Origin of the sequence: Bradyrhizobium sp. S3.3.6 (assembly GCF_040546905.1) — a bacterium.
Taxonomy (GTDB): Bacteria; Pseudomonadota; Alphaproteobacteria; order Rhizobiales; family Xanthobacteraceae; genus Bradyrhizobium; species Bradyrhizobium cytisi.
Window position 1 is genome coordinate 191,814 of record NZ_JBEPOT010000008.1, and the last position, 17,511, is coordinate 209,324.

Annotated in this window: 12 protein-coding genes; 4 read left to right on the forward strand and 8 right to left on the reverse strand. The window is 64.2% G+C overall.

Annotated features, from left to right (window positions below):
* Positions 1 to 13: 13 nt before the first annotated feature.
* The gene (locus ABID59_RS23435; RefSeq protein ID WP_354084938.1) at positions 14 to 1,321 is read left to right on the forward strand and encodes a GGDEF domain-containing protein; all 1,308 of its coding nucleotides are present in this window, start codon (positions 14 to 16) and stop codon (positions 1,319 to 1,321) included.
* A 9-nt stretch (positions 1,322 to 1,330) separates the two neighbouring features.
* Here the strand turns inward: ABID59_RS23435 and ABID59_RS23440 are convergent, their stop codons facing one another.
* A complete protein-coding gene (locus ABID59_RS23440; RefSeq protein ID WP_354085043.1) occupies positions 1,331 to 1,951 on the reverse strand; it encodes a TetR/AcrR family transcriptional regulator in 621 nt (206 codons plus the stop codon).
* 671 nt (positions 1,952 to 2,622) lie between these two features.
* Between ABID59_RS23440 and ABID59_RS23445 the strand changes: the two genes are divergently transcribed.
* Positions 2,623 to 6,030: an acyl-[ACP]--phospholipid O-acyltransferase gene (locus ABID59_RS23445; protein ID WP_354084939.1), complete on the forward strand. Its 3,408-nt coding sequence runs from the start codon at positions 2,623 to 2,625 to the stop codon at positions 6,028 to 6,030.
* Positions 6,023 to 6,712 (forward strand): alpha/beta hydrolase, encoded by a 690-nt coding sequence (locus ABID59_RS23450; protein ID WP_354084940.1) that lies wholly within the window; start codon positions 6,023 to 6,025, stop codon positions 6,710 to 6,712. The genes ABID59_RS23445 and ABID59_RS23450 overlap by 8 nt, the downstream gene beginning before the upstream one ends.
* A gap of 3 nt (positions 6,713 to 6,715) precedes the next feature.
* On the opposite strand, the gene tcuB is transcribed toward ABID59_RS23450, so the two are convergent.
* Complete coding sequence (gene tcuB / locus ABID59_RS23455; RefSeq protein ID WP_354084941.1) at positions 6,716 to 7,822, reverse strand: tricarballylate utilization 4Fe-4S protein TcuB; 1,107 nt, start codon at positions 7,820 to 7,822, stop codon at positions 6,716 to 6,718.
* Positions 7,809 to 9,200 carry an FAD-dependent tricarballylate dehydrogenase TcuA gene (tcuA, locus tag ABID59_RS23460; protein WP_354084942.1) on the reverse strand — a complete coding sequence of 464 codons (1,392 nt, stop codon included), beginning with the start codon at positions 9,198 to 9,200 and terminating at the stop codon, positions 7,809 to 7,811. Before tcuA ends, tcuB begins: the two co-directional genes overlap by 14 nt.
* 157 nt (positions 9,201 to 9,357) lie before the next feature.
* Between tcuA and ABID59_RS23465 the strand changes: the two genes are divergently transcribed.
* Positions 9,358 to 10,065 carry a GntR family transcriptional regulator gene (locus ABID59_RS23465; protein WP_354084943.1) on the forward strand — a complete coding sequence of 236 codons (708 nt, stop codon included), beginning with the start codon at positions 9,358 to 9,360 and terminating at the stop codon, positions 10,063 to 10,065.
* 8 nt (positions 10,066 to 10,073) lie between these two features.
* On the opposite strand, the gene ybaK is transcribed toward ABID59_RS23465, so the two are convergent.
* From ybaK to ABID59_RS23490, 5 genes are all read right to left on the reverse strand, one after another.
* A complete protein-coding gene (gene ybaK / locus ABID59_RS23470) occupies positions 10,074 to 10,547 on the reverse strand; it encodes a Cys-tRNA(Pro) deacylase (RefSeq protein ID WP_354034689.1) in 474 nt (157 codons plus the stop codon).
* A gap of 166 nt (positions 10,548 to 10,713) precedes the next feature.
* Entirely contained in the window at positions 10,714 to 13,479 is a 2,766-nt protein-coding gene (fdhF, locus tag ABID59_RS23475) for a formate dehydrogenase subunit alpha (protein ID WP_354084944.1), read from the reverse strand.
* On the reverse strand, positions 13,476 to 15,179 hold the full coding sequence (locus ABID59_RS23480; RefSeq protein ID WP_354084945.1) for an NADH-ubiquinone oxidoreductase-F iron-sulfur binding region domain-containing protein: 1,704 nt from the start codon (positions 15,177 to 15,179) through the stop codon (positions 13,476 to 13,478). The genes fdhF and ABID59_RS23480 overlap by 4 nt, the downstream gene beginning before the upstream one ends.
* Before the next feature lie 154 nt (positions 15,180 to 15,333).
* Positions 15,334 to 15,618, reverse strand: a complete 285-nt coding sequence (locus tag ABID59_RS23485) for a hypothetical protein (protein WP_354034694.1) — start codon at positions 15,616 to 15,618, stop codon at positions 15,334 to 15,336.
* Positions 15,619 to 15,698: 80 nt separating this feature from the next.
* Complete coding sequence (locus ABID59_RS23490; protein WP_148755396.1) at positions 15,699 to 17,354, reverse strand: OFA family MFS transporter; 1,656 nt, start codon at positions 17,352 to 17,354, stop codon at positions 15,699 to 15,701.
* Positions 17,355 to 17,511: the final 157 nt, after the last annotated feature.

Here is a 17,511-nt window from a genome sequence, read left to right on the forward strand (position 1 = left end):
TGGGGAACGCAGGGTGTTTTGCAGAACAGCAACGTCGGCGAAGGAACGCAGCTTCCTTCACGTCATCAAGCTTGTCTCGCCTTTCGTGACGGTCGTCATGCTTCAGGCGGCGATCGCGGGATTCAGCTTAGAGGTGATGTCATCGGTTCGCGCCTATGTCGCGGGCGAGGCGATGTGGTCGCGCTCGCAGAAGAACGCCGTTTATTTCCTCAATCTCTATCTGCATTCGGGCCAGGCCAGCCAGTTCGCGCAATATCAGACCTCGCTCGCCGTCCCGATCGGCGACGAATACGCGAGATGGGCACTCGAGGGCGATCCGGTCGACGTCGAGCTCGCGCGCATCGGCTTCCTGCAGGGTGGCAACCATCCAGATGACGTCCCCGGCCTGATTTGGCTGTTCCGCTATTTCAACCAAGTCAGCTTCCTCCGCGAAGCGATCCGGGAGTGGGCTGCCACCGATCCGATGCTGCTGGAACTCAGCGTCTTCGGTGAAGTCATCAAGAGTGAACTAAAAAACGGTCCCGTCAGGGACAGCGACCGTCTGCAATTCCTATCGTCCCGCCTCTCGGAGCTGAACAGGCAGTTCACAGGGCATGCCGAGCGATTCTCGACCGTGCTCGGCGAAGGCTCCCGCGCCATCAAGCTGACGCTGACATGGCTCAACATCGCCACCGCCGCGATCCTGATCCTGCTCCTGATCTGGCACACGCGACGACTGGTGCTACAGCGGCAGGCGTTCGAGGATGCGCTGCGTGCCGAGAAGGAGCGCCTCGCCTTTCAGGCCTCGCATGACTGGTTGACCGGCATCGCCAACCGGCGGGCCTTCGAGGCGCGCCTGCAGAGGGAGCTCGATGATAGCGGCGAAAATTCACTCAGCCTGATCCTGCTCGACCTCGACCAGTTCAAGAGCGTCAATGACAGCTGCGGCCATCTTGCCGGGGATCGACTGCTGTGTCAGGTCGCGCGCCTGCTGCAGCAGGACCGGCGGCCGCACGATCTGGTCGCACGGCTCGGCGGTGACGAGTTCGGCCTGATCCTGCCGCAATGCGCGCCGTACGACGCCGTCGATATCGCCGAGCGGCTGCGGCGATCACTCGAGATGTTCAATTTCGCCTGGGACGATCGCTATTTTGCGGTGACCGCCAGCATCGGCGTTGCCTGCATTGCCGACGCCAACACCACGCTCGAGGAGGCGATGCGCCGGACGGATGCCGCCTGCTATCGCGCCAAGGAAAAGGGGCGTAACCGGGTTCAAGTCGACAACGGAAAGCCGGACGTCGCTCTCGTCGCTGCGCCGGCGCGGGAAGCTGCCCGCGCGTGAGCGTCACCGCTATTGTCCCGGCAAGATCCCGAGACCCAGGAGATGCGCGTCCAGGAAATGCGTGACCTGCTGGCGCAGCATCTCCGGCGGCACGGCGACCATGCGTTCTTCGAGGCCGAGCGAGATGATCCCATGCACTGCGGAAAACAACGTCCGCGACAGCAGTGCGATCTTCACGTCATCCGCATCCGGTAGCAAACGCACCAGAGGCGGATGCATCAACGCGAAGGCGTCCATCACCATCTGAAGAATGTCGTCGGGATAAGGACGGTCGTCCTCCATCCGATGCTCGAACAGCGAGCGCAACAGATTGGCGTTGTCGGCGAAGAATTCGAGATAGGTCTCGGCGAGACCATAGAGCTGGCGGACCGGGTCCTCAGCCGGAACCCGGCCCAGCCGCACCGTCAACGCCTGAACCGTCTCCCGATTGACCGTCAGGATCACCCCGTCGAAGTCGCCGAACTCGTTATAGACGCTGCCGACCGAGCAGCCGGCGGCCTCGGCCACGTCTCGAACCTTCAACGATCTCAATCCTTTAGTCGCAATAATGCTGCGGGCGATCTCCAGGATCTGGAGACGCCGTCGATTTTTTTTCTGGTCCCGCAATGATTCTTCTTGAACATTGTTCATTTTAAAGCTACTCACGTGAACATTGTTCAAACTAACCCGGAGACCTGCAAAATGCAAACCCTCGCTGTCGATATCGCCTCCACCTTCGTCGACGACGCCACGGCTCTCTTGAGCGGCTCCGGCCGCGCCCTGCTGCGGGTCGTCATGGCCCCGATCGATCGGATCGCGAATGCTTGCGATATTGCCGGCGTGCTCGCTGGGCGCCGCGCGACCTTCCGGATGTGGCGGACCACCCGTTCCCGCCACGAGCGCCGCCGCTTCAGCGTGCTCGGCCGCTTAAACCCCTTTCGCCACCTCGCTCACCTCACCTGAAGAGAAACCGGTGCGCATGCGAGTCGGTTCGAATGCGAGGACAGGCCGCAACAAAGACTTATTATGTCCGGACATTCGTGGCCGATCCCGCGGTTGTGAGAGAGAGACGATTCAGCTTTTGCTTATCGGCAAGGGCAATCCCCGTAAGCGCGGCATTTCCGCCCGAAACCGCGGCCGCAACCGGATATTTGCGAACCTGACGAGACCACTTGGAGACCAACAGGATCGGAGGGACCGAGGGGACAGAGCAGGCCGATGACCGTCGTCACCCTGCAATCGTTCCTCCCACACCCTTCCGGTCGTGACGTTTCACCGATAACGCAACACCTTCAGGCTGCTCTTCCAAAACAGGACTCGTCATGATCAGGGATTTGATGTCGTCACGCCGATTTGCGCCGCTGTTCTGGGCGCAATTCTTCTCGGCGCTCAACGACAACGTGCTCAAGAACGCACTCGTCATCATCCTGCTTTACAGCGCCACGACCGGCCACGGCGATGCGCTGGTGACGGTCGCAGGCGCCGTCTTTATCTTCCCCTATTTCATCCTGTCCGGGCTCGGCGGCCAGCTCGCCGACAAATACGTCAAATCGGTCGTCGCAAGACGGCTGAAATTCACCGAGATCTTCGCTGCGGCCTTCGCCGCCGCCGGCTTCTTCCTGCACTCGGTGCCGCTGCTGTTCGCGGCGCTTGCGCTGTTTGGCATCATTGCCGCCCTGTTCGGCCCCGTAAAATACTCCATGCTGCCGGACCAGCTCGAACTCGGTGAGCTCGCGACCGGCAACGCGCTGGTCGAAGGCGCGACCTTCATGGCCATCCTGCTCGGCACCGTCGCCGGCGGCCAGTTCGTGGCCGGCTCCGCCCATATGGGCTGGGTCGCATCGGCCGTGGTCGTGCTGGCCCTGTTGTCGTGGGCCTTTGCCTCCCGCATTCCGCAAACAACGCCCTCCGCGCCCGATCTGCCCGTCGATGCCAATCCCTGGACCTCGACGTTCGGCCTGTTGAAGACGCTCCATGCGGATCACCGACTGTGGGACGGCACGGTGATCGTCTCCTGGTTCTGGCTGGTCGGCGCGATCGTGCTGTCGCTGCTGCCGGCGCTGGTCAAGGACGTCGTCGGTGGCAGCGAAGGCGTGGTGACGCTGTGCCTGGCGATCTTCGCGATCGGCATCGCCATCGGCTCGCTGTTTGCGGCCAGCCTGAGCCACGTTCGTCCCAACCTCGCGCTGGTGCCGATCGGTGCCATCATGATGGGATTTGCCGGCATCGATCTTGCCTGGGCCATCGGCGTCACCGTGAAGGCGGACGACATCGCCGCGGTCGATTTCGCAACCTCATTTGCGGGCCTGCGCATGCTGATCGACTTCGTCGCCTTCGCTTTCGGCGGCGGGCTGTTCGTCGTTCCGTCCTTCGCCGCGGTGCAGGCCTGGTCGGCGCCGAACGAGCGCGCCCGCATCATCGCTGCCGGCAACGTGCTGCAGGCCGCCTTCATGGTGGTCGGCTCGCTATTCGTCGCGCTGCTGCAGGCGGCCGGATTGCATGTCGGCTGGATCTTCCTCGGCCTGGGTGTCGCAAGCTTCGGCGCGGTGTGGTTCGTGCTGACGAAATGGGGCAAGGAGGGCGTGCGCGATTTCGGCGGGCTCTTCTTCCGCGCCCTGTTCCGCACCGAGGTGCGCGGGCTCGAGAACCTGCCGCCATCAGGCACGCGCATGCTGATCGCGCCCAATCATGTCAGCCTGATCGACGGCCCGCTGCTGCACGCCGTGCTGCCGATCGACGCGAGCTTCGCGGTCGATACCGGGATCTCCAAGGCGTGGTGGGCCAAGCCGTTCCTGCGTGTGGTCAAGCACTACACCATGGACCCGAGCAAGCCGCTGGCCGCACGCGACCTGATCAAGCTCGTCGCCGCTGGCGAACCGGTCGTCATCTTCCCGGAAGGACGCATCACGGTCTCCGGCTCGCTGATGAAGGTCTATGACGGTACCGCGATGATCGCCGACAAGGCCGACGCCGTCGTCGTGCCGGTTCGCATCGAGGGCGCCCAGCGCTCGCATCTCAGCTACCTCAACTCTAGCCAGATCAAGCGCTCGTGGTTTCCGCGGGTGACGGTGACGATCCTGCCGCCGGTCAAGCTTCCGGTCGATCCGGCGCTGAAGGGCAAGGCGCGCCGCAATGCTGCGGGCGCGGCGCTCCAGGACGTGATGATCGATGCGATGGTCAAGAACGCCATGCTCGACCACACGCTGTTCGAGGCGCTCGGCCACGCCTACCGCGACCGCGATACCGGCAAGGTCATCGTCGAGGATGCCCTCGGCATCAGGCTGACCTATCGCAAGCTGATCCTCGGTGCGCAGGTGTTGAGCCGCAAGCTCGAAGCCGGCACCTCGGCCGGCGAAAATATCGGCGTGCTGCTGCCGAACTCCGCGGGCGTCGCCGTCGTCTTCATGGCGCTGCAGAGCATCGGCCGCGTGCCAGCGATGCTCAACTTCTCCGCCGGCCCGGTCAACGTCCTCGCCGCCATGAAGGCTGCACAGGTCAAGACGGTGCTGACCTCAAAGGCGTTCATCGAGAAGGGCAAGCTCGACAAGCTGATGACAGCGATCTCCGCGGAGGCGCGCGTCGTTTATCTCGAGGACGTCCGCGCCTCGATCGGTACTGCCGACAAGCTCAAGGGCCTGCTCGCCGGCAGCGCGCCGCGCGTTGCCCGCCAGGCCAACGATCCAGCCGTCGTGCTGTTCACGTCGGGCTCGGAAGGTACGCCCAAGGGCGTGGTGCTGTCCCACCGCAACATCCTCGCCAACGCCGCGCAGGCGCTGGCGCGGGTCGACGCCAACGCCAATGACAAGGTGTTCAACGTGCTGCCGGTGTTCCACTCCTTCGGGCTGACCGGTGGCATGATGATGCCGATGCTCGCCGGCATTCCGATCTACATGTACCCCTCGCCGCTGCACTACCGCATTGTGCCCGAGCTGATCTACCAGACCGGCGCCACGATCCTGTTCGGCACCGACACGTTCCTCACTGGCTACGCGCGTTCGGCGCACGCCTACGACTTCCGCACGCTGCGGCTGGTGATCGCCGGCGCCGAAGCGGTCAAGGACCGCACGCGGCAGGTATTCATGGAGCGCTACGGCATCCGCATCCTCGAAGGCTATGGCGTCACCGAGACGGCGCCTGTGCTGGCGATGAACACGCCGATGGCCAACCGTCCCGGCACTGTCGGCCGCCTGTCGCCGCTGATGGAAAGCCGGCTCGATCCGGTCCCCGGAATCGAGGAAGGCGGACGCCTGTCGGTGCGCGGACCGAACGTGATGCTCGGTTACCTCAGGGCCGAAAATCCCGGCGTGCTCGAGCCGCTTGCCGACGGCTGGCACGATACCGGCGACATCGTGGCGATCGACGCGGCCGGCTTCATCACCATCAAGGGCCGCGCCAAGCGCTTTGCCAAGATCGCGGGCGAAATGGTCTCGCTGTCGGCGGTCGAGAGCATCGCGACGACGCTGTGGCCGCAGGCCGTATCGGTCGCGGTGTCGATCCCCGACCAGCGCAAGGGCGAGCGCATCGTGTTGCTGACGACGGAGAAGAATGCCGAGCGCAGCACGATGCAGGCCCAGGCCAAGGCGATCGGCGCCTCCGAGCTGACGGTCCCCGCGACGATCATGGTGGTCGACAAGGTGCCGCTGCTCGGCACCGGCAAGACCGACTATGTTACGGCAACGACGATGGCCCGCGAGCAGGCAACGGCAGCATCGGAGCGCGAAGTTGCCTGACACGCAGCCCACGGCCGTCGCACCAGCGCATGCGCTGTGCGACGGCGTGGTACTGCTGCATGGCATCGGTGTCGGCTCCTGGACGCTGAAGAAGCTGGATCGAGCGCTCCAGCGTCGCGGCTTCGCGACGCTCAATCTCGACTACTCCAGCCGCAAGAAGCCGCTTGAGGCACTCGCGGAGGAGATCCAGGCGCCGATCGCCGCATTTGCCGAACAATGCGAGGGCGCGATCCACTTCGTCGCCCATTCCATGGGCGGACTGCTGACGCGGGTTTACATCGCGCGATACCGGCCGGTGCGGCTTGGCCGCGTCGTGATGCTGGGCACGCCCAATGGCGGCAGCGAGGTCGCCGATCTCCTGAAGGACCTGTCACTCTACCGTGCCGCTTTCGGCCCGGCCGGCCTGCAGCTGACCACCACCCAGGACCCGGTGCTCGCCGACCTGCCGTCACCCGATTATGCGATTGGTATCATCGCCGGATGCCGCACCATCGCGCCGATCGCGTCGGCCTTTGTTCTGCCACGCCCCAACGACGGACGGGTTTCGGTTGCGAGCGCGAAGCTGGCTGGCATGGCCGACCACGTCGTCGTCAAGGCATCGCACACCGGACTGCCGCGTCACGCCGCAGCGATCGAGCAGACGATCGCGTTTCTGCACGACGGCCGCTTCCATTCTGCTTGAATCTCAAGAGCCGGCTTCGCTGCGCCGCTCCTGCGCGTAACGCACCAGCGCCGCGAAGCGGTAGATGCCATGCACGAACTTGCCATAGGGCATGGTGATGAACAGCGCGAACACCGCGCCGAGATGCAGCGCCAGCAGCGGACCCATGGCGGCGGTCTCGCGCAGGAGCAGAAGCAGCACGCCGGTGAGGCCGGTCAGGAACAGCATGGCGATGAAGCCGACATCCATGCCGTAGCTGGTCTCGTCGAGAAGCTCGGGCGCGCGGCGCGATTTGGCGACGAGCAGCCCGATGGGGCCGACGACGAGACCGATGCCGCCGAGCGTGCCGAGCACGACCGGCAGATCCCACCACGGATACGGCGCCTCGCGGCCGAGCAGATAGTGATACAGCGTGGCAACCGAGGTCGCGGCAAAGCACAGCAGGAAGCCATAGAACGTCAGGTGATGGAAAAGCTTGCGCCGATCGGTCGGCGTGTCGTCCTCGTTGTAGCAACCGACCCCGCCGCCATGGAGATAGCGCAGCTCGCCGGCGTCGCGGATGGCCTGGAATATCGAGCCGCCGTCAGGCCGGCCGCCGATCGGTGCGCCGATATCGTGCCAGAACGTGCGAACGCTCATGACCAGCGCGAGGATCGCATAGAGAAAGGCAGCGCTAAACAGCGCAGCCATCGCATTGTGCGGCATCAGCTTGTAGAACGCGCCGGGACCGGTGTGCACGCCAAGCAGCACATTGTGGTCGTTCAGGGCCGCAAAGCCGAGGATGAAGGCGGCCATGCTGAGTGCGGCAACGATGCTGATCACGAGTCCATTGCGTGCGAAAGCTCCGGACAGCGCCTGCGGCCACGCATAAGCAGCATAGGATTCGGCGCGCGCCACCGCCAGCGTCTTCGGAACGTTGACGTTGAACTCGTGCGGCGGCGAGAACTGGCAGTCGACATAGCAGGCACCGCAGGAATGGCAGAGGTTGGCGAGATAGTTGAGATCGCCATCGGAGAACGCGCGTCGCATCTCCATCGCGGGAAACACTGCGCAAAGACCCTCGCAGTAGCGGCAGGAATTGCAGACCGTCATCAGACGGTCGGCTTCGTCCAAAATTCTAGTTCCGTGCATGTTTCGCCGCTTCCCGTCCTGCGATCCGCCCGAACACGCTGCCGATGGTCATGCCCATGCCTGCGGCATACCCCTTGCCGAGCACGTTGCCAGCCATGATCTCGCCGGCGGCGAACATGTTGGCCGACGGCTTGCCGTCAGCCATCAGCATCCGCGCCTGCTTGTCTACGCGCGTGCCGAGATAAGTGAAGGTGATGCCGGGCCGCACCGGATAGGCGAGATAAGGCGGCGTCTCGATCCGCCGCGCCCAGTGCGTCTTGGGCGGCGTGATGCCTTCGGTCACGCAATCGTCGAGAATGGTGTGGTCGAAAGTGCCGGGCCGCACGGCGGCGTTGAATTCGATGATGGTCTTTTCCAACGCGGCCGGGTCGAGGTCGAGCTTGGCTGCAAGCTCGGCGATCGTCTGCCCGGCGATCGGCGGGAACAGCGTCGGCATGAAGCTCGTGACGACAGTGGAATCGAAGATGATGTAAGCAATCTGGTCGGGCTGCGCCGCAACCAGCCGGCCCCAGATCGCGTAACGCTTCGGCCAGATGTCCTCGCCTTCGTCGTAGAAGCGCTGCGAATGCTTGTTGACGACGATGCCGAACACGACGGAGTCGTGCCGCGTGATGATGCCTCCGTCGAATTTCGGCGCGCGGGCGTCGATCGCGACCGCGTGGCACTGGGTGGGATCGCCGACCTCCTGCACGCCCTTGTCGAGCAGCATCTTCAGGATCGAGCCGCGATTATAGGGCGTGCCGCGGATCAGGAAATTGTCTGCCGCCTCGCCCCAATATTGCTTCAGCCATTCGATGTTGGCTTCGAACCCGCCGGCCGCGGCGACCAGCGAGGTCGCGCGGATCTCGGTCTCGCCGTTGACCGGCCGCTTCAGGCGCGCGGCGACGAACATGCCGTCCTCGATCACGAGGTCGGTGACCTCGGCGTCGTATTCGACGTCGACGCCGAGCCGTTCGGCGGTGAGATAGAGCGCATTCAGCATCGCACGGCCGCCGCCGAGGAAAAACGAGTTGGTGCGGCCCAGGCTCAGCGTGCCGCCGAGCGACGGCTGCCAGCGCACGCCCTGCTCCACGATCCAGTTCAGGATGTCCTTGGACTCCCGGATCATGTGGCGGGCGAGCACCTCGTCGGTCTGTCCCCCGGTGACGAGCAGGAGATCCTCCCAGAACTCCTGCTCGGTGTAGGGACCGGTCAGGATTTCGGTCGCGGCGTCATGGGCGCAACGCATGTTGCGGGTGTGACGGGTGTTGCCGCCGCGATAGAACTTTGGCGCACCTTCGAGCACCAGCACCGAGGCACCGCCGCGGCGGGCGCTGATCGCTGCGCACAGCGCCGCGTTGCCGCCGCCAATCACCAGCACATCGTATTTGCTGCCCATGCCGTCTGTCCGATGCGACGAGGTTAGAGACATTCTGCCCGCGGGCCGCCCCGGTCAAGCCGATCCATCATTGCGTACTTTTGTATACAAAGATATACATTTGGTGCAAAGCGGCATCTGTGCATGGGCAGGATGCGCATTGCGAGCCCGAGGATTCATGGCCAGACGCCCGGCAAAGGCAGGCGGATCGATCGCACGTGGCGGCGGCGTGGCGCTGGGCGAAGCGGTGTTCCGCTCGCTCTGCGAGGCGCTCCAGGCCGGCAGCTACCGCGCCGGCGACCGCCTTCGCGAGGAGGAGGTCGCCCAGCGACTCAAGGTCAGCCGTACGCCGGTACGGGAGGCGCTTGGCCGTCTCGCGGCACGCGGCTTCGTCGAGCCCGCCGGCGGCCGCGGGCTGATCGTCCGCAATCTCGACATATCGGAAGTGCTCGAGCTCTACGCCATGCGGGAGATCATGGAGGGCGCCGCCGCGCGCCTCGCCGCCGAGCACGCATCTGCGCCGGAGGTCGACGCGCTCAGGGATATCGAGCAGGCCTTTGTCGAGGCGTCCGAGACCGATGCCGCCGGGATGGCAGGAGAAATGGCAAGAGAAATGGCAAGGCTCAACCGCGCCTTTCACGAAGCCATCTGCCGCGCCGCGCGCAACCGCTATCTCGACAACGCGTCGCGGGAATTGCAGGACTGGATCGCCCTGCTCGGCCCGACCACCTTCATCGTGACGGGGCGCCCCTCGACCAGCCATGGCGAGCATCAGGCCATCATCGAGGTCATCGCCGCACGCGATGGCGACAAGGCCGAGCAGCTCGCGCGCGCGCATATCCGCGAGGCGCTGCGTTGCCGGCTGAAGCTGTTGCAGAAACAGTAGCCTCGAACTCAGGCGAGCACGTCCGCTGCGATCGCCTTCAGGATATCCCGCACATCGGCTGGTTTCATCCGCACCTGCAGGCCGCGCTGACCGCCATTGAGATAGACCAGATCGTGCGCAAGCGCGCTCTGCTCGATCACCGTGCGCACGGACTTGCGCTGTCCGAACGGACTGATGCCGCCGACCTTGTAGCCGGTGACGCGCTCGGCCTCCGGCGGCTTCATCATCTGCGCCGACTTGCCGCTCACGGCCGCGGCGAGCTTCTTCATCGAGACTTCCTGGTCGGACGGAACGATGACACAGACCGGCTTGCCGTCCACCAGCGCCATCAGCGTTTTCAAGACGCGTGCCGGATCCTCACTGAGCGCGGCGGCCGCCTGCAGCCCGATGCTTTCGGCCTCCGGATCGTAATCGTAGGCGTGGATGATGAAGCCAACGCCAGCGGCGGTGAGCGCGCGGGTGGCTGGGGTGACTTTGGACATGGTTACGTTTACCACCGTCCTTGCAAGCGGAAAATCCGGGCGCTGTGGTGACCATGCATTGATACAGGTGTTTTGCCCGACGCTGCAAGTCGTTTCGGCAAGACCGAAAATTCCTCAAGCCTTTCAACCCCCGTTCTACTGTGCATGGGGTTGTTTTCGCGGATTGCTATTCCGCCGCGTCCCGCATCTCCGCGCGTTCGGCCCTCGCCGCGCAGAACTTGAATTCCGGGATCTTGCCGAACGGATCGAGCGCCGGGTTGGTCAGCAGGTTCGCCGCCGCTTCCGCGTAGCAGAACGGCATGAACACCATGTTCTCGGGCACGTCGCGGTCGGAGCGAACCTTGACCTCGATCGCGCCGCGGCGGGTCTCCAGCCGAATGAAATCGCCGGGCAGCAGCTTCTTCTTGCGCATGTCCTTTGGCGACATGAACGCAACCGCCTCGGGCTCGATCTGGTCGAGCACCTGGGCGCGACGGGTCATCGACCCGGTGTGCCAGTGCTCCAGCACCCGGCCGGTGGAGAACACCATCGGATATTCGGCGTCGGGCACTTCGTCCGGTGGAATGACATGGGCCGGCACGATCTTGCCGCGGCCGCTCGCGGTCGGGAAGCCCGTGGTGAAGATGATCTCGTTGCCGGGCTTGTTCGGATCGTCGGCCGGATAGGTGACGGCGCCTTCGCGCACCAGCCGCTCCCAGCTGATGTTCTTGAGCGACGGCATCAACTCCGCCATCTCGGTGTAGACCTCGCCCGGGCCGGCGTAATTCCACGGCAGGCCCATGCGCTTGCCGATCTCCTGGATGATCCAGAGATCCTGCCGCGCATCGCCGGGCGGCTTGATCACCTGGCGCGCGAGCTGCACGCGGCGATCGGTGTTGGTGAACGAGCCGTCCTTTTCCGCAAAGGCCGAGGCCGGCAGGATGACGTCGGCGTGGAAGGCAGTCTCGGTGACGAACAGATCCTGCACCACGAGATGATCGAGCATGGCGAGCGCCTGGCGCGCGTGCTGGAGATCAGGATCGGACATCGCGGGGTTCTCGCCCTCGATATACATGCCCTTGATCTCACCGGCATGGATCGCGTTCATGATCTCGACTACGGTCAGGCCGCGGACGGGATCGAGGTCCTGGCCCCACAGCTTCTCGAACGCCCCGCGCATGTCGTCGCGGCCGACCGGCTGATAGTCCGGCAGGAACATCGGGATCAGGCCGGCGTCGGAGGCGCCCTGCACGTTGTTCTGGCCACGCAGCGGATGCAGGCCTGTGCCGGGACGGCCGACCTGGCCGGTGATCAGTGCGAGCGCAATCAAACACCGTGCATTGTCGGTGCCGTGGACGTGCTGGCTGATGCCCATGCCCCAGAAGATGATCGACGATTTCGCACGCGCATAGGTCCGGGCGACCTCGCGCAGCGTCTGCGCCGGGATGCCGCAGATCGGCTCCATCTTCTCCGGCGTGAATTCCTTGATCTTCTCCTTGAGGTCCTCGAAGCCCTCGGTGTAGCCGGCAATGTATTGATCGTCGGTCAAGCCTTCGGTGATGATCGTGTTGATCATCGCGTTCAGCATGGCGACATCGGAGCCCGGCTTGAACTGCAGATGCTTGGTCGCGTGACGCGACAGGCTCTGCCGGCGCGGGTCCATCACGAACAGCTTTGCGCCGTTCTTGGCCGCGTTCTTGATGTAGGTCGCGGCGACGGGATGATTTACCGTCGGATTGGCACCGATCACCCAGATCACCTCGGCATCCATAGCCGCCGAGAACGGCGCCGACACCGCGCCCGAGCTGAGGCCCTCGAACAGCGCCGCCACCGACGAGGCGTGGCACAGACGGGTGCAGTGGTCGACATTGTTCGAGCCGAAGCCGGTGCGCACCAGCTTCTGGAACAGATAGGCCTCTTCGTTCGAGCCCTTGGCCGAACCGAAGCCTGCCAGCGCCTTCACGCCCTTCTCATCCCGGATATTGACGAGACCCTTGGCGGCGATGTCGAGCGCCTCGTCCCAGCTCGCTTCACGAAAATGCGTGAAGGGGTTGGCGGGGTCGACCTGGTCGTTGGAATCCTTCTTCGCATTCGGCAGCCGCACCAACGGCTTTGTCAGGCGGTGCGGGTGGTGGATATAGTCGAAGCCAAAGCGGCCCTTGACGCAAAGACGGTTGTGATTGGCGGGGCCATCGCGACCCTCGGCATAGATCACCTTCTCGTCCTTGACCTCGTAGGTCACCTGGCAGCCGACGCCGCAGAACGGGCAGAGCGAATCCACCTTCCGGTCGGCATAGGTGACGCGCGTCTGCTTGTCGTCCAGCATCACGGCCGGCATCAACGCGCCGGTCGGGCAGGCCTGCACGCATTCGCCGCAGGCGACGCAAGTGGACTCGCCCATGGGATCGTCGAAGTCGAACACGATCTTCGAGCCATGGCTGCGATAGGCCATGCCGATGACGTCGTTGACCTGGACCTCGCGGCAGGCGCGCACGCAGAGGCCGCACTGGATGCAGGCATCGAGATTGACGCGCATCGCCGGATGGCTGGCATCGGTCTCCCAGCGCTCGGCGGCGGGGAAGCGGCTCTCGGTGACGCCTGTCGTCTCGGCCCAGTGCCAGAACTTCGAATCCGGATCGTGCGAAGTCTCGCGCGCCGGCTGGTCGGCGACCAGCAGCTCCATCACCATCTTCTGCGCCGACACTGCACGCGCGGATTCGGTCTTCACCTTCATGCCGACCGACGGCGTGCGCTTGCAGGACGCCGCCAGCACGCGCTCACCCTCGATCTCGACCATGCAGGCGCGGCAATTGCCGTCAGGGCGATAATCGGGCGCGGGCGAATAGCAGAGATGCGGAATCTCGCGGCCCTGGCGTTTGGCCACCTGCCAGATCGTCTCGCCGGGACTGGCTTCGACCTGCTTGCCGTCGAGCTCGAACGTAATTCTGGTCATTCGGCCGCTTCCTTGAACTCGTCAGGGAAATATTTGATCACGGTGGACAGCGGATTCGATGCCGCCTGTCCGAGCCCGCAGATCGAGGCATCGCGCATCGCCTGGCTCAATTCTTCCAGCAAGGCGCGGTTCCAGACCGGCTTCTGCATGAGTTGCGCCGCCTTCTGGGTTCCGACGCGACACGGGGTGCACTGGCCGCAGCTTTCGTCCTCGAAGAACTTCATCAGGTTCAGCGCGGCTGCGCGCACGCTGTCCTTGTGCGACAGGATCACGATCGCCGCCGAACCGATGAAGCAGCCGTATTTCTCCAGCGTGCCGAAATCGAGCGGGATGTCGTCCATCGATGCCGGCAGAATGCCGCCGGACGCGCCGCCCGGAAGATACGCGTAGAACTGGTGGCCATCGGCCATGCCGCCGCAATATTCGTCGATCAGCTCGCGCACGGTGATGCCTGATGGTGCGAGCTTCATGCCGGGGGTCTTGACGCGGCCCGACACCGAGAAGCTGCGCAGGCCATGGCGTTCATGACGACCATGGCCCTTCCACCAGTCGGCGCCCTTCTCGACGATGTCGCGCACCCACCACAGCGTTTCGATGTTATTGATCAGCGTCGGCAGGCCGAACAGGCCGACCTGGAACGGATAGGGCGGCTTGTGCCGGGGCAGGCCGCGCTTGCCCTCGATGCTTTCGAGCAGCGAGGACTCTTCTCCGCAGATGTAAGCGCCGGCGCCGCGGCGCATGTGGAGCGTCGGACCACCCGCGGGGAGCTTCGCGATCTCGCGCTCCAAAATCTCGCGCGAGGCGGGATATTCGTCGCGCAGATAAATGTAGACGTCGGAGGCCTGCACCACATGCGCGCCGATCAGCATGCCCTCGATGAAACGATGCGGATCGCTTTCGAGATAGACGCGGTCCTTGAACGTGCCGGGCTCGCCCTCGTCGCCGTTGATCGCCATCAGGCGCGGACCGGGTTCGCCGAGCACCGCGCGCCATTTGCGCCCTGTCGGGAAACCCGCACCGCCGAGGCCGCGCAGCGAGGCATCGTCGAGCGCCTTCAGCAGATCGTCCTTCGGCAATTCGCCGGAGAGCATCCGGTTGAGCAGCTTGTAGCCGCCGCCGGCGACATAGGCGTCGTAGTCGATATATTTCGGTAGATGCGGGTGGGTATCGCCGGCCTTTGCGGCGGCGATCACATTGGCCACGGTCGCATGGTCGACGAAGTTGTGGCCGACTTCTGCGATCGGCGCCGTATCGCAGCGGCCGACGCAGGGCGCGCGCACGACGCGAATGCCGGGTCCCGATGCGCTCTGCAGATCCTCAAGCAGCTTCTCGCCGCCGAGCATCGCGCAGGTCAGCGAGTCGCAAACGCGGATCGTCAGCGGCGCGATATCGGGTTCGCCTTCCTTCACCACGTCGAAATGCGCGTAGAAGGTCGCGGTCTCGAACACTTCGGCGAAGGCGAGCTTCATCTCGTCAGCGAGTGCGACAAGATGCGCGGCCGAGATCTGGCGATATTTGTCCTGGATCAGGTGCAGATGCTCGATCAGGAGATCGCGCCGCCGCGGGCGATCGCCGAGCAATTGCTCGATCTCGTGCGCGGCGGTCGGATCGACCTGTCGCCCCTTGGGCGTGGCCTTGGCTCGCTTGCGTCCCTCGCCCGGATGTTCGAACGAGCGGACCTCGTGCACGTCATGGCTCATCGCTGCGTCTCGTAAACCTTCTTTAGAACAGGTCCAATCCTAGCCTTTGGCATGCCAGATGCCAATAGAATTCATACGTCCCAATAAGCATTTAAGGGACATGCAGCCAACAAGCCACATGCCCCTTATCTCGAGCGGTTCGCGGAACCCGACCTCAGGTCTTGTTCATGCACTCTTCGATGTAGAACCAGCGGTCATCGCCGGCTAGGCCCTTGGACTTCACCTCAGTGCGGCAGGCCTTCAGCTTCGGCTTGTTGGCCGCCCACTTTGCCTTCATGTCCTTCAGCTTCTGCATGGTGAGCTTGATCTTGCCCGGCTTAGCTTCGGTCGTTGCAGCAGGCGCCGGGGCAGCGGGAGCCGTTGCGGTCTGCGCTGAGGCGGAGTGGAGCGCTCCGGCAACGAGCAGCACGGCGGCGACATAAGCGAAGTTGCGAACCATCGAAATCCCCCAGATGTTCTTTTTCACGGTGTGGCGACCGCGGCGCGCGCGAGCGGCGCGCCGCGGTGATCATATTACGATCAGAAGATCTTCACCGCGCTCTCCAGCGTCTTCCACACGCCCCAGGCGAGCGGCACGCCGACAAAGGCCCAGAACAGCGCGGCCTTGAGGTCCAGCCCGCCCTTGCCGATACCGAACGAGCCGTGCTGGATCGACGCATCGCTCTTGGCGCTTGCGGCCTGGAGCTTGGCAACCTCGGCCTCGCTCATGTTCCACTTCGGATCGACCGGCTTGATCAGATAGTTGCAGATCAGGCCGGCGATCAGCATGGCGCAAAGGATGTACATGGTGGTGTTGTAGAGTTGGTCGCGAGGCACGCCGGCCGCGAGCTGGAACTCGCGGATGTAGTTCACGACAACGGGACCGATGATGCCCGCGGTGGACCATGCCGTCAGCAGCCGGCCATGGATGGCGCCGACGAACTGCGTTCCGAACATGTCGGCGAGATAGGCCGGCACCGTCGCGAATCCGCCGCCATACATCGACAAGATGATGCCGAAGCCGAGCACGAACAGCAGCTTCGAGCCCATCGCCGCGAAGGTCGGCGCCAGTGCGTAGAGCGCGATGCCGAGGATGAAGAACGTGTAGTAGGTGTTCTTGCGACCCATGAGGTCCGACATCGACGCCCAGAAGAACCGGCCGCCGATGTTGAACAATGACAGCAGGCCGGCGAAGCCCGCGGCGATCGCAGCGATCGCTGCCTTCTGTTCAACCGAAAGCTGGCTGAAGGTCAACTCCGGATGCCCGATCAGCTTGCCTGCGAAGATCTCCTGCAGCATCGGCGAGGCCATGCCGATCACGCCGATGCCCGCCGAGACGTTCAAGCAGAGCACCCACCAGATCAGCCAGAACTGCGGCGTCTTGTGCGCGTTGTCGAGGTGCACATGGTGCTCGGTGATCATCGACTTCTTCTCGCTCGGCGGGGTCCAGCCTTCGGGCTGCCAGCCGGCCGGGGTCACGCGGTAGGCGAAGGCGCCGATCATCATGAAGACGAAATAGATCACCCCCATCGTGACGAAGGTCTCCCAGACGCCAACCGAGTTGGGCGTCTTGAAATAGTTGATCAAGAGGTTGGCCAGAGGCGCTCCAATCATGGCACCACCGCCGAATCCCATAATGGCCATGCCGGTCGCCATGCCGCGGCGATCCGGAAACCATTTGATCAAGGTTGACACGGGGGAGATGTAGCCGAGTCCAAGTCCCACGCCACCGATCACGCCGGCACCGAGCCACATGATCCAGAGCTGATGGACGTAGACGCCGAAAGCGCCGATCAGAAGGCCACCGCCCCAACAACAGGCAGCGACGGCGCCCGCCTTGCGCGGACCGGCGCGCTCGAGCCAGCCACCCCAGATCGCGGCGGATACGCCGAGCAAGACGAAGAACAGCGTATACATCCAGCCTAGGCTCGCGACCTTCCAGTCGCAGGTCGTGGTGAACAGCTCCTGCCAGAGCGAGATGTCCGGACAGGCCTTTGGCGCGGTCAATCCGATCGCGCGCGAGAGCGGCAGCCAGAACACAGAGAAGCCGTAGGCCATGCCAATGCAGAGATGGATGCAGAGTGCTGCCGGCGGCACCAGCCAGCGATTGAACCCAGCGGTCGCGACGGTCCGTTCGCGATCCAGAAAACCTGCGCCAGCGCCTGAAATCCTTCCAGCGCTCTCTATTGTCGTCATGCATTCCTCCCCTGCGGCCGCCCTTCTGAGCAGCCTGCCGCTACCATCCTGGTCCTCAGCCCATTGCGGCGCAGCTGTTGTCCCTGCTGCTCCGCACAATTACCCGACGCGCGCCAGGATCGTCACGCGCGTGTGAAAAGTTAACCCCTCGAGCGGG

Coding starts and splice junctions, on each gene's coding strand:
- ABID59_RS23490 (WP_148755396.1), bottom strand. CDS start 17,354: ATGACGACAATAGAGAGCGCTGGAAGGATTTCAGGCGCTGGCGCAGGT.
- ABID59_RS23485 (WP_354034694.1), bottom strand. CDS start 15,618: ATGGTTCGCAACTTCGCTTATGTCGCCGCCGTGCTGCTCGTTGCCGGA.
- ABID59_RS23465 (WP_354084943.1), top strand. CDS start 9,358: ATGGCCAGACGCCCGGCAAAGGCAGGCGGATCGATCGCACGTGGCGGC.
- ABID59_RS23440 (WP_354085043.1), bottom strand. CDS start 1,951: ATGAACAATGTTCAAGAAGAATCATTGCGGGACCAGAAAAAAAATCGA.
- tcuA (WP_354084942.1), bottom strand. CDS start 9,200: ATGGGCAGCAAATACGATGTGCTGGTGATTGGCGGCGGCAACGCGGCG.
- tcuB (WP_354084941.1), bottom strand. CDS start 7,822: ATGCACGGAACTAGAATTTTGGACGAAGCCGACCGTCTGATGACGGTC.
- ABID59_RS23445 (WP_354084939.1), top strand. CDS start 2,623: ATGATCAGGGATTTGATGTCGTCACGCCGATTTGCGCCGCTGTTCTGG.
- ybaK (WP_354034689.1), bottom strand. CDS start 10,547: ATGTCCAAAGTCACCCCAGCCACCCGCGCGCTCACCGCCGCTGGCGTT.
- fdhF (WP_354084944.1), bottom strand. CDS start 13,479: ATGACCAGAATTACGTTCGAGCTCGACGGCAAGCAGGTCGAAGCCAGT.
- ABID59_RS23480 (WP_354084945.1), bottom strand. CDS start 15,179: ATGAGCCATGACGTGCACGAGGTCCGCTCGTTCGAACATCCGGGCGAG.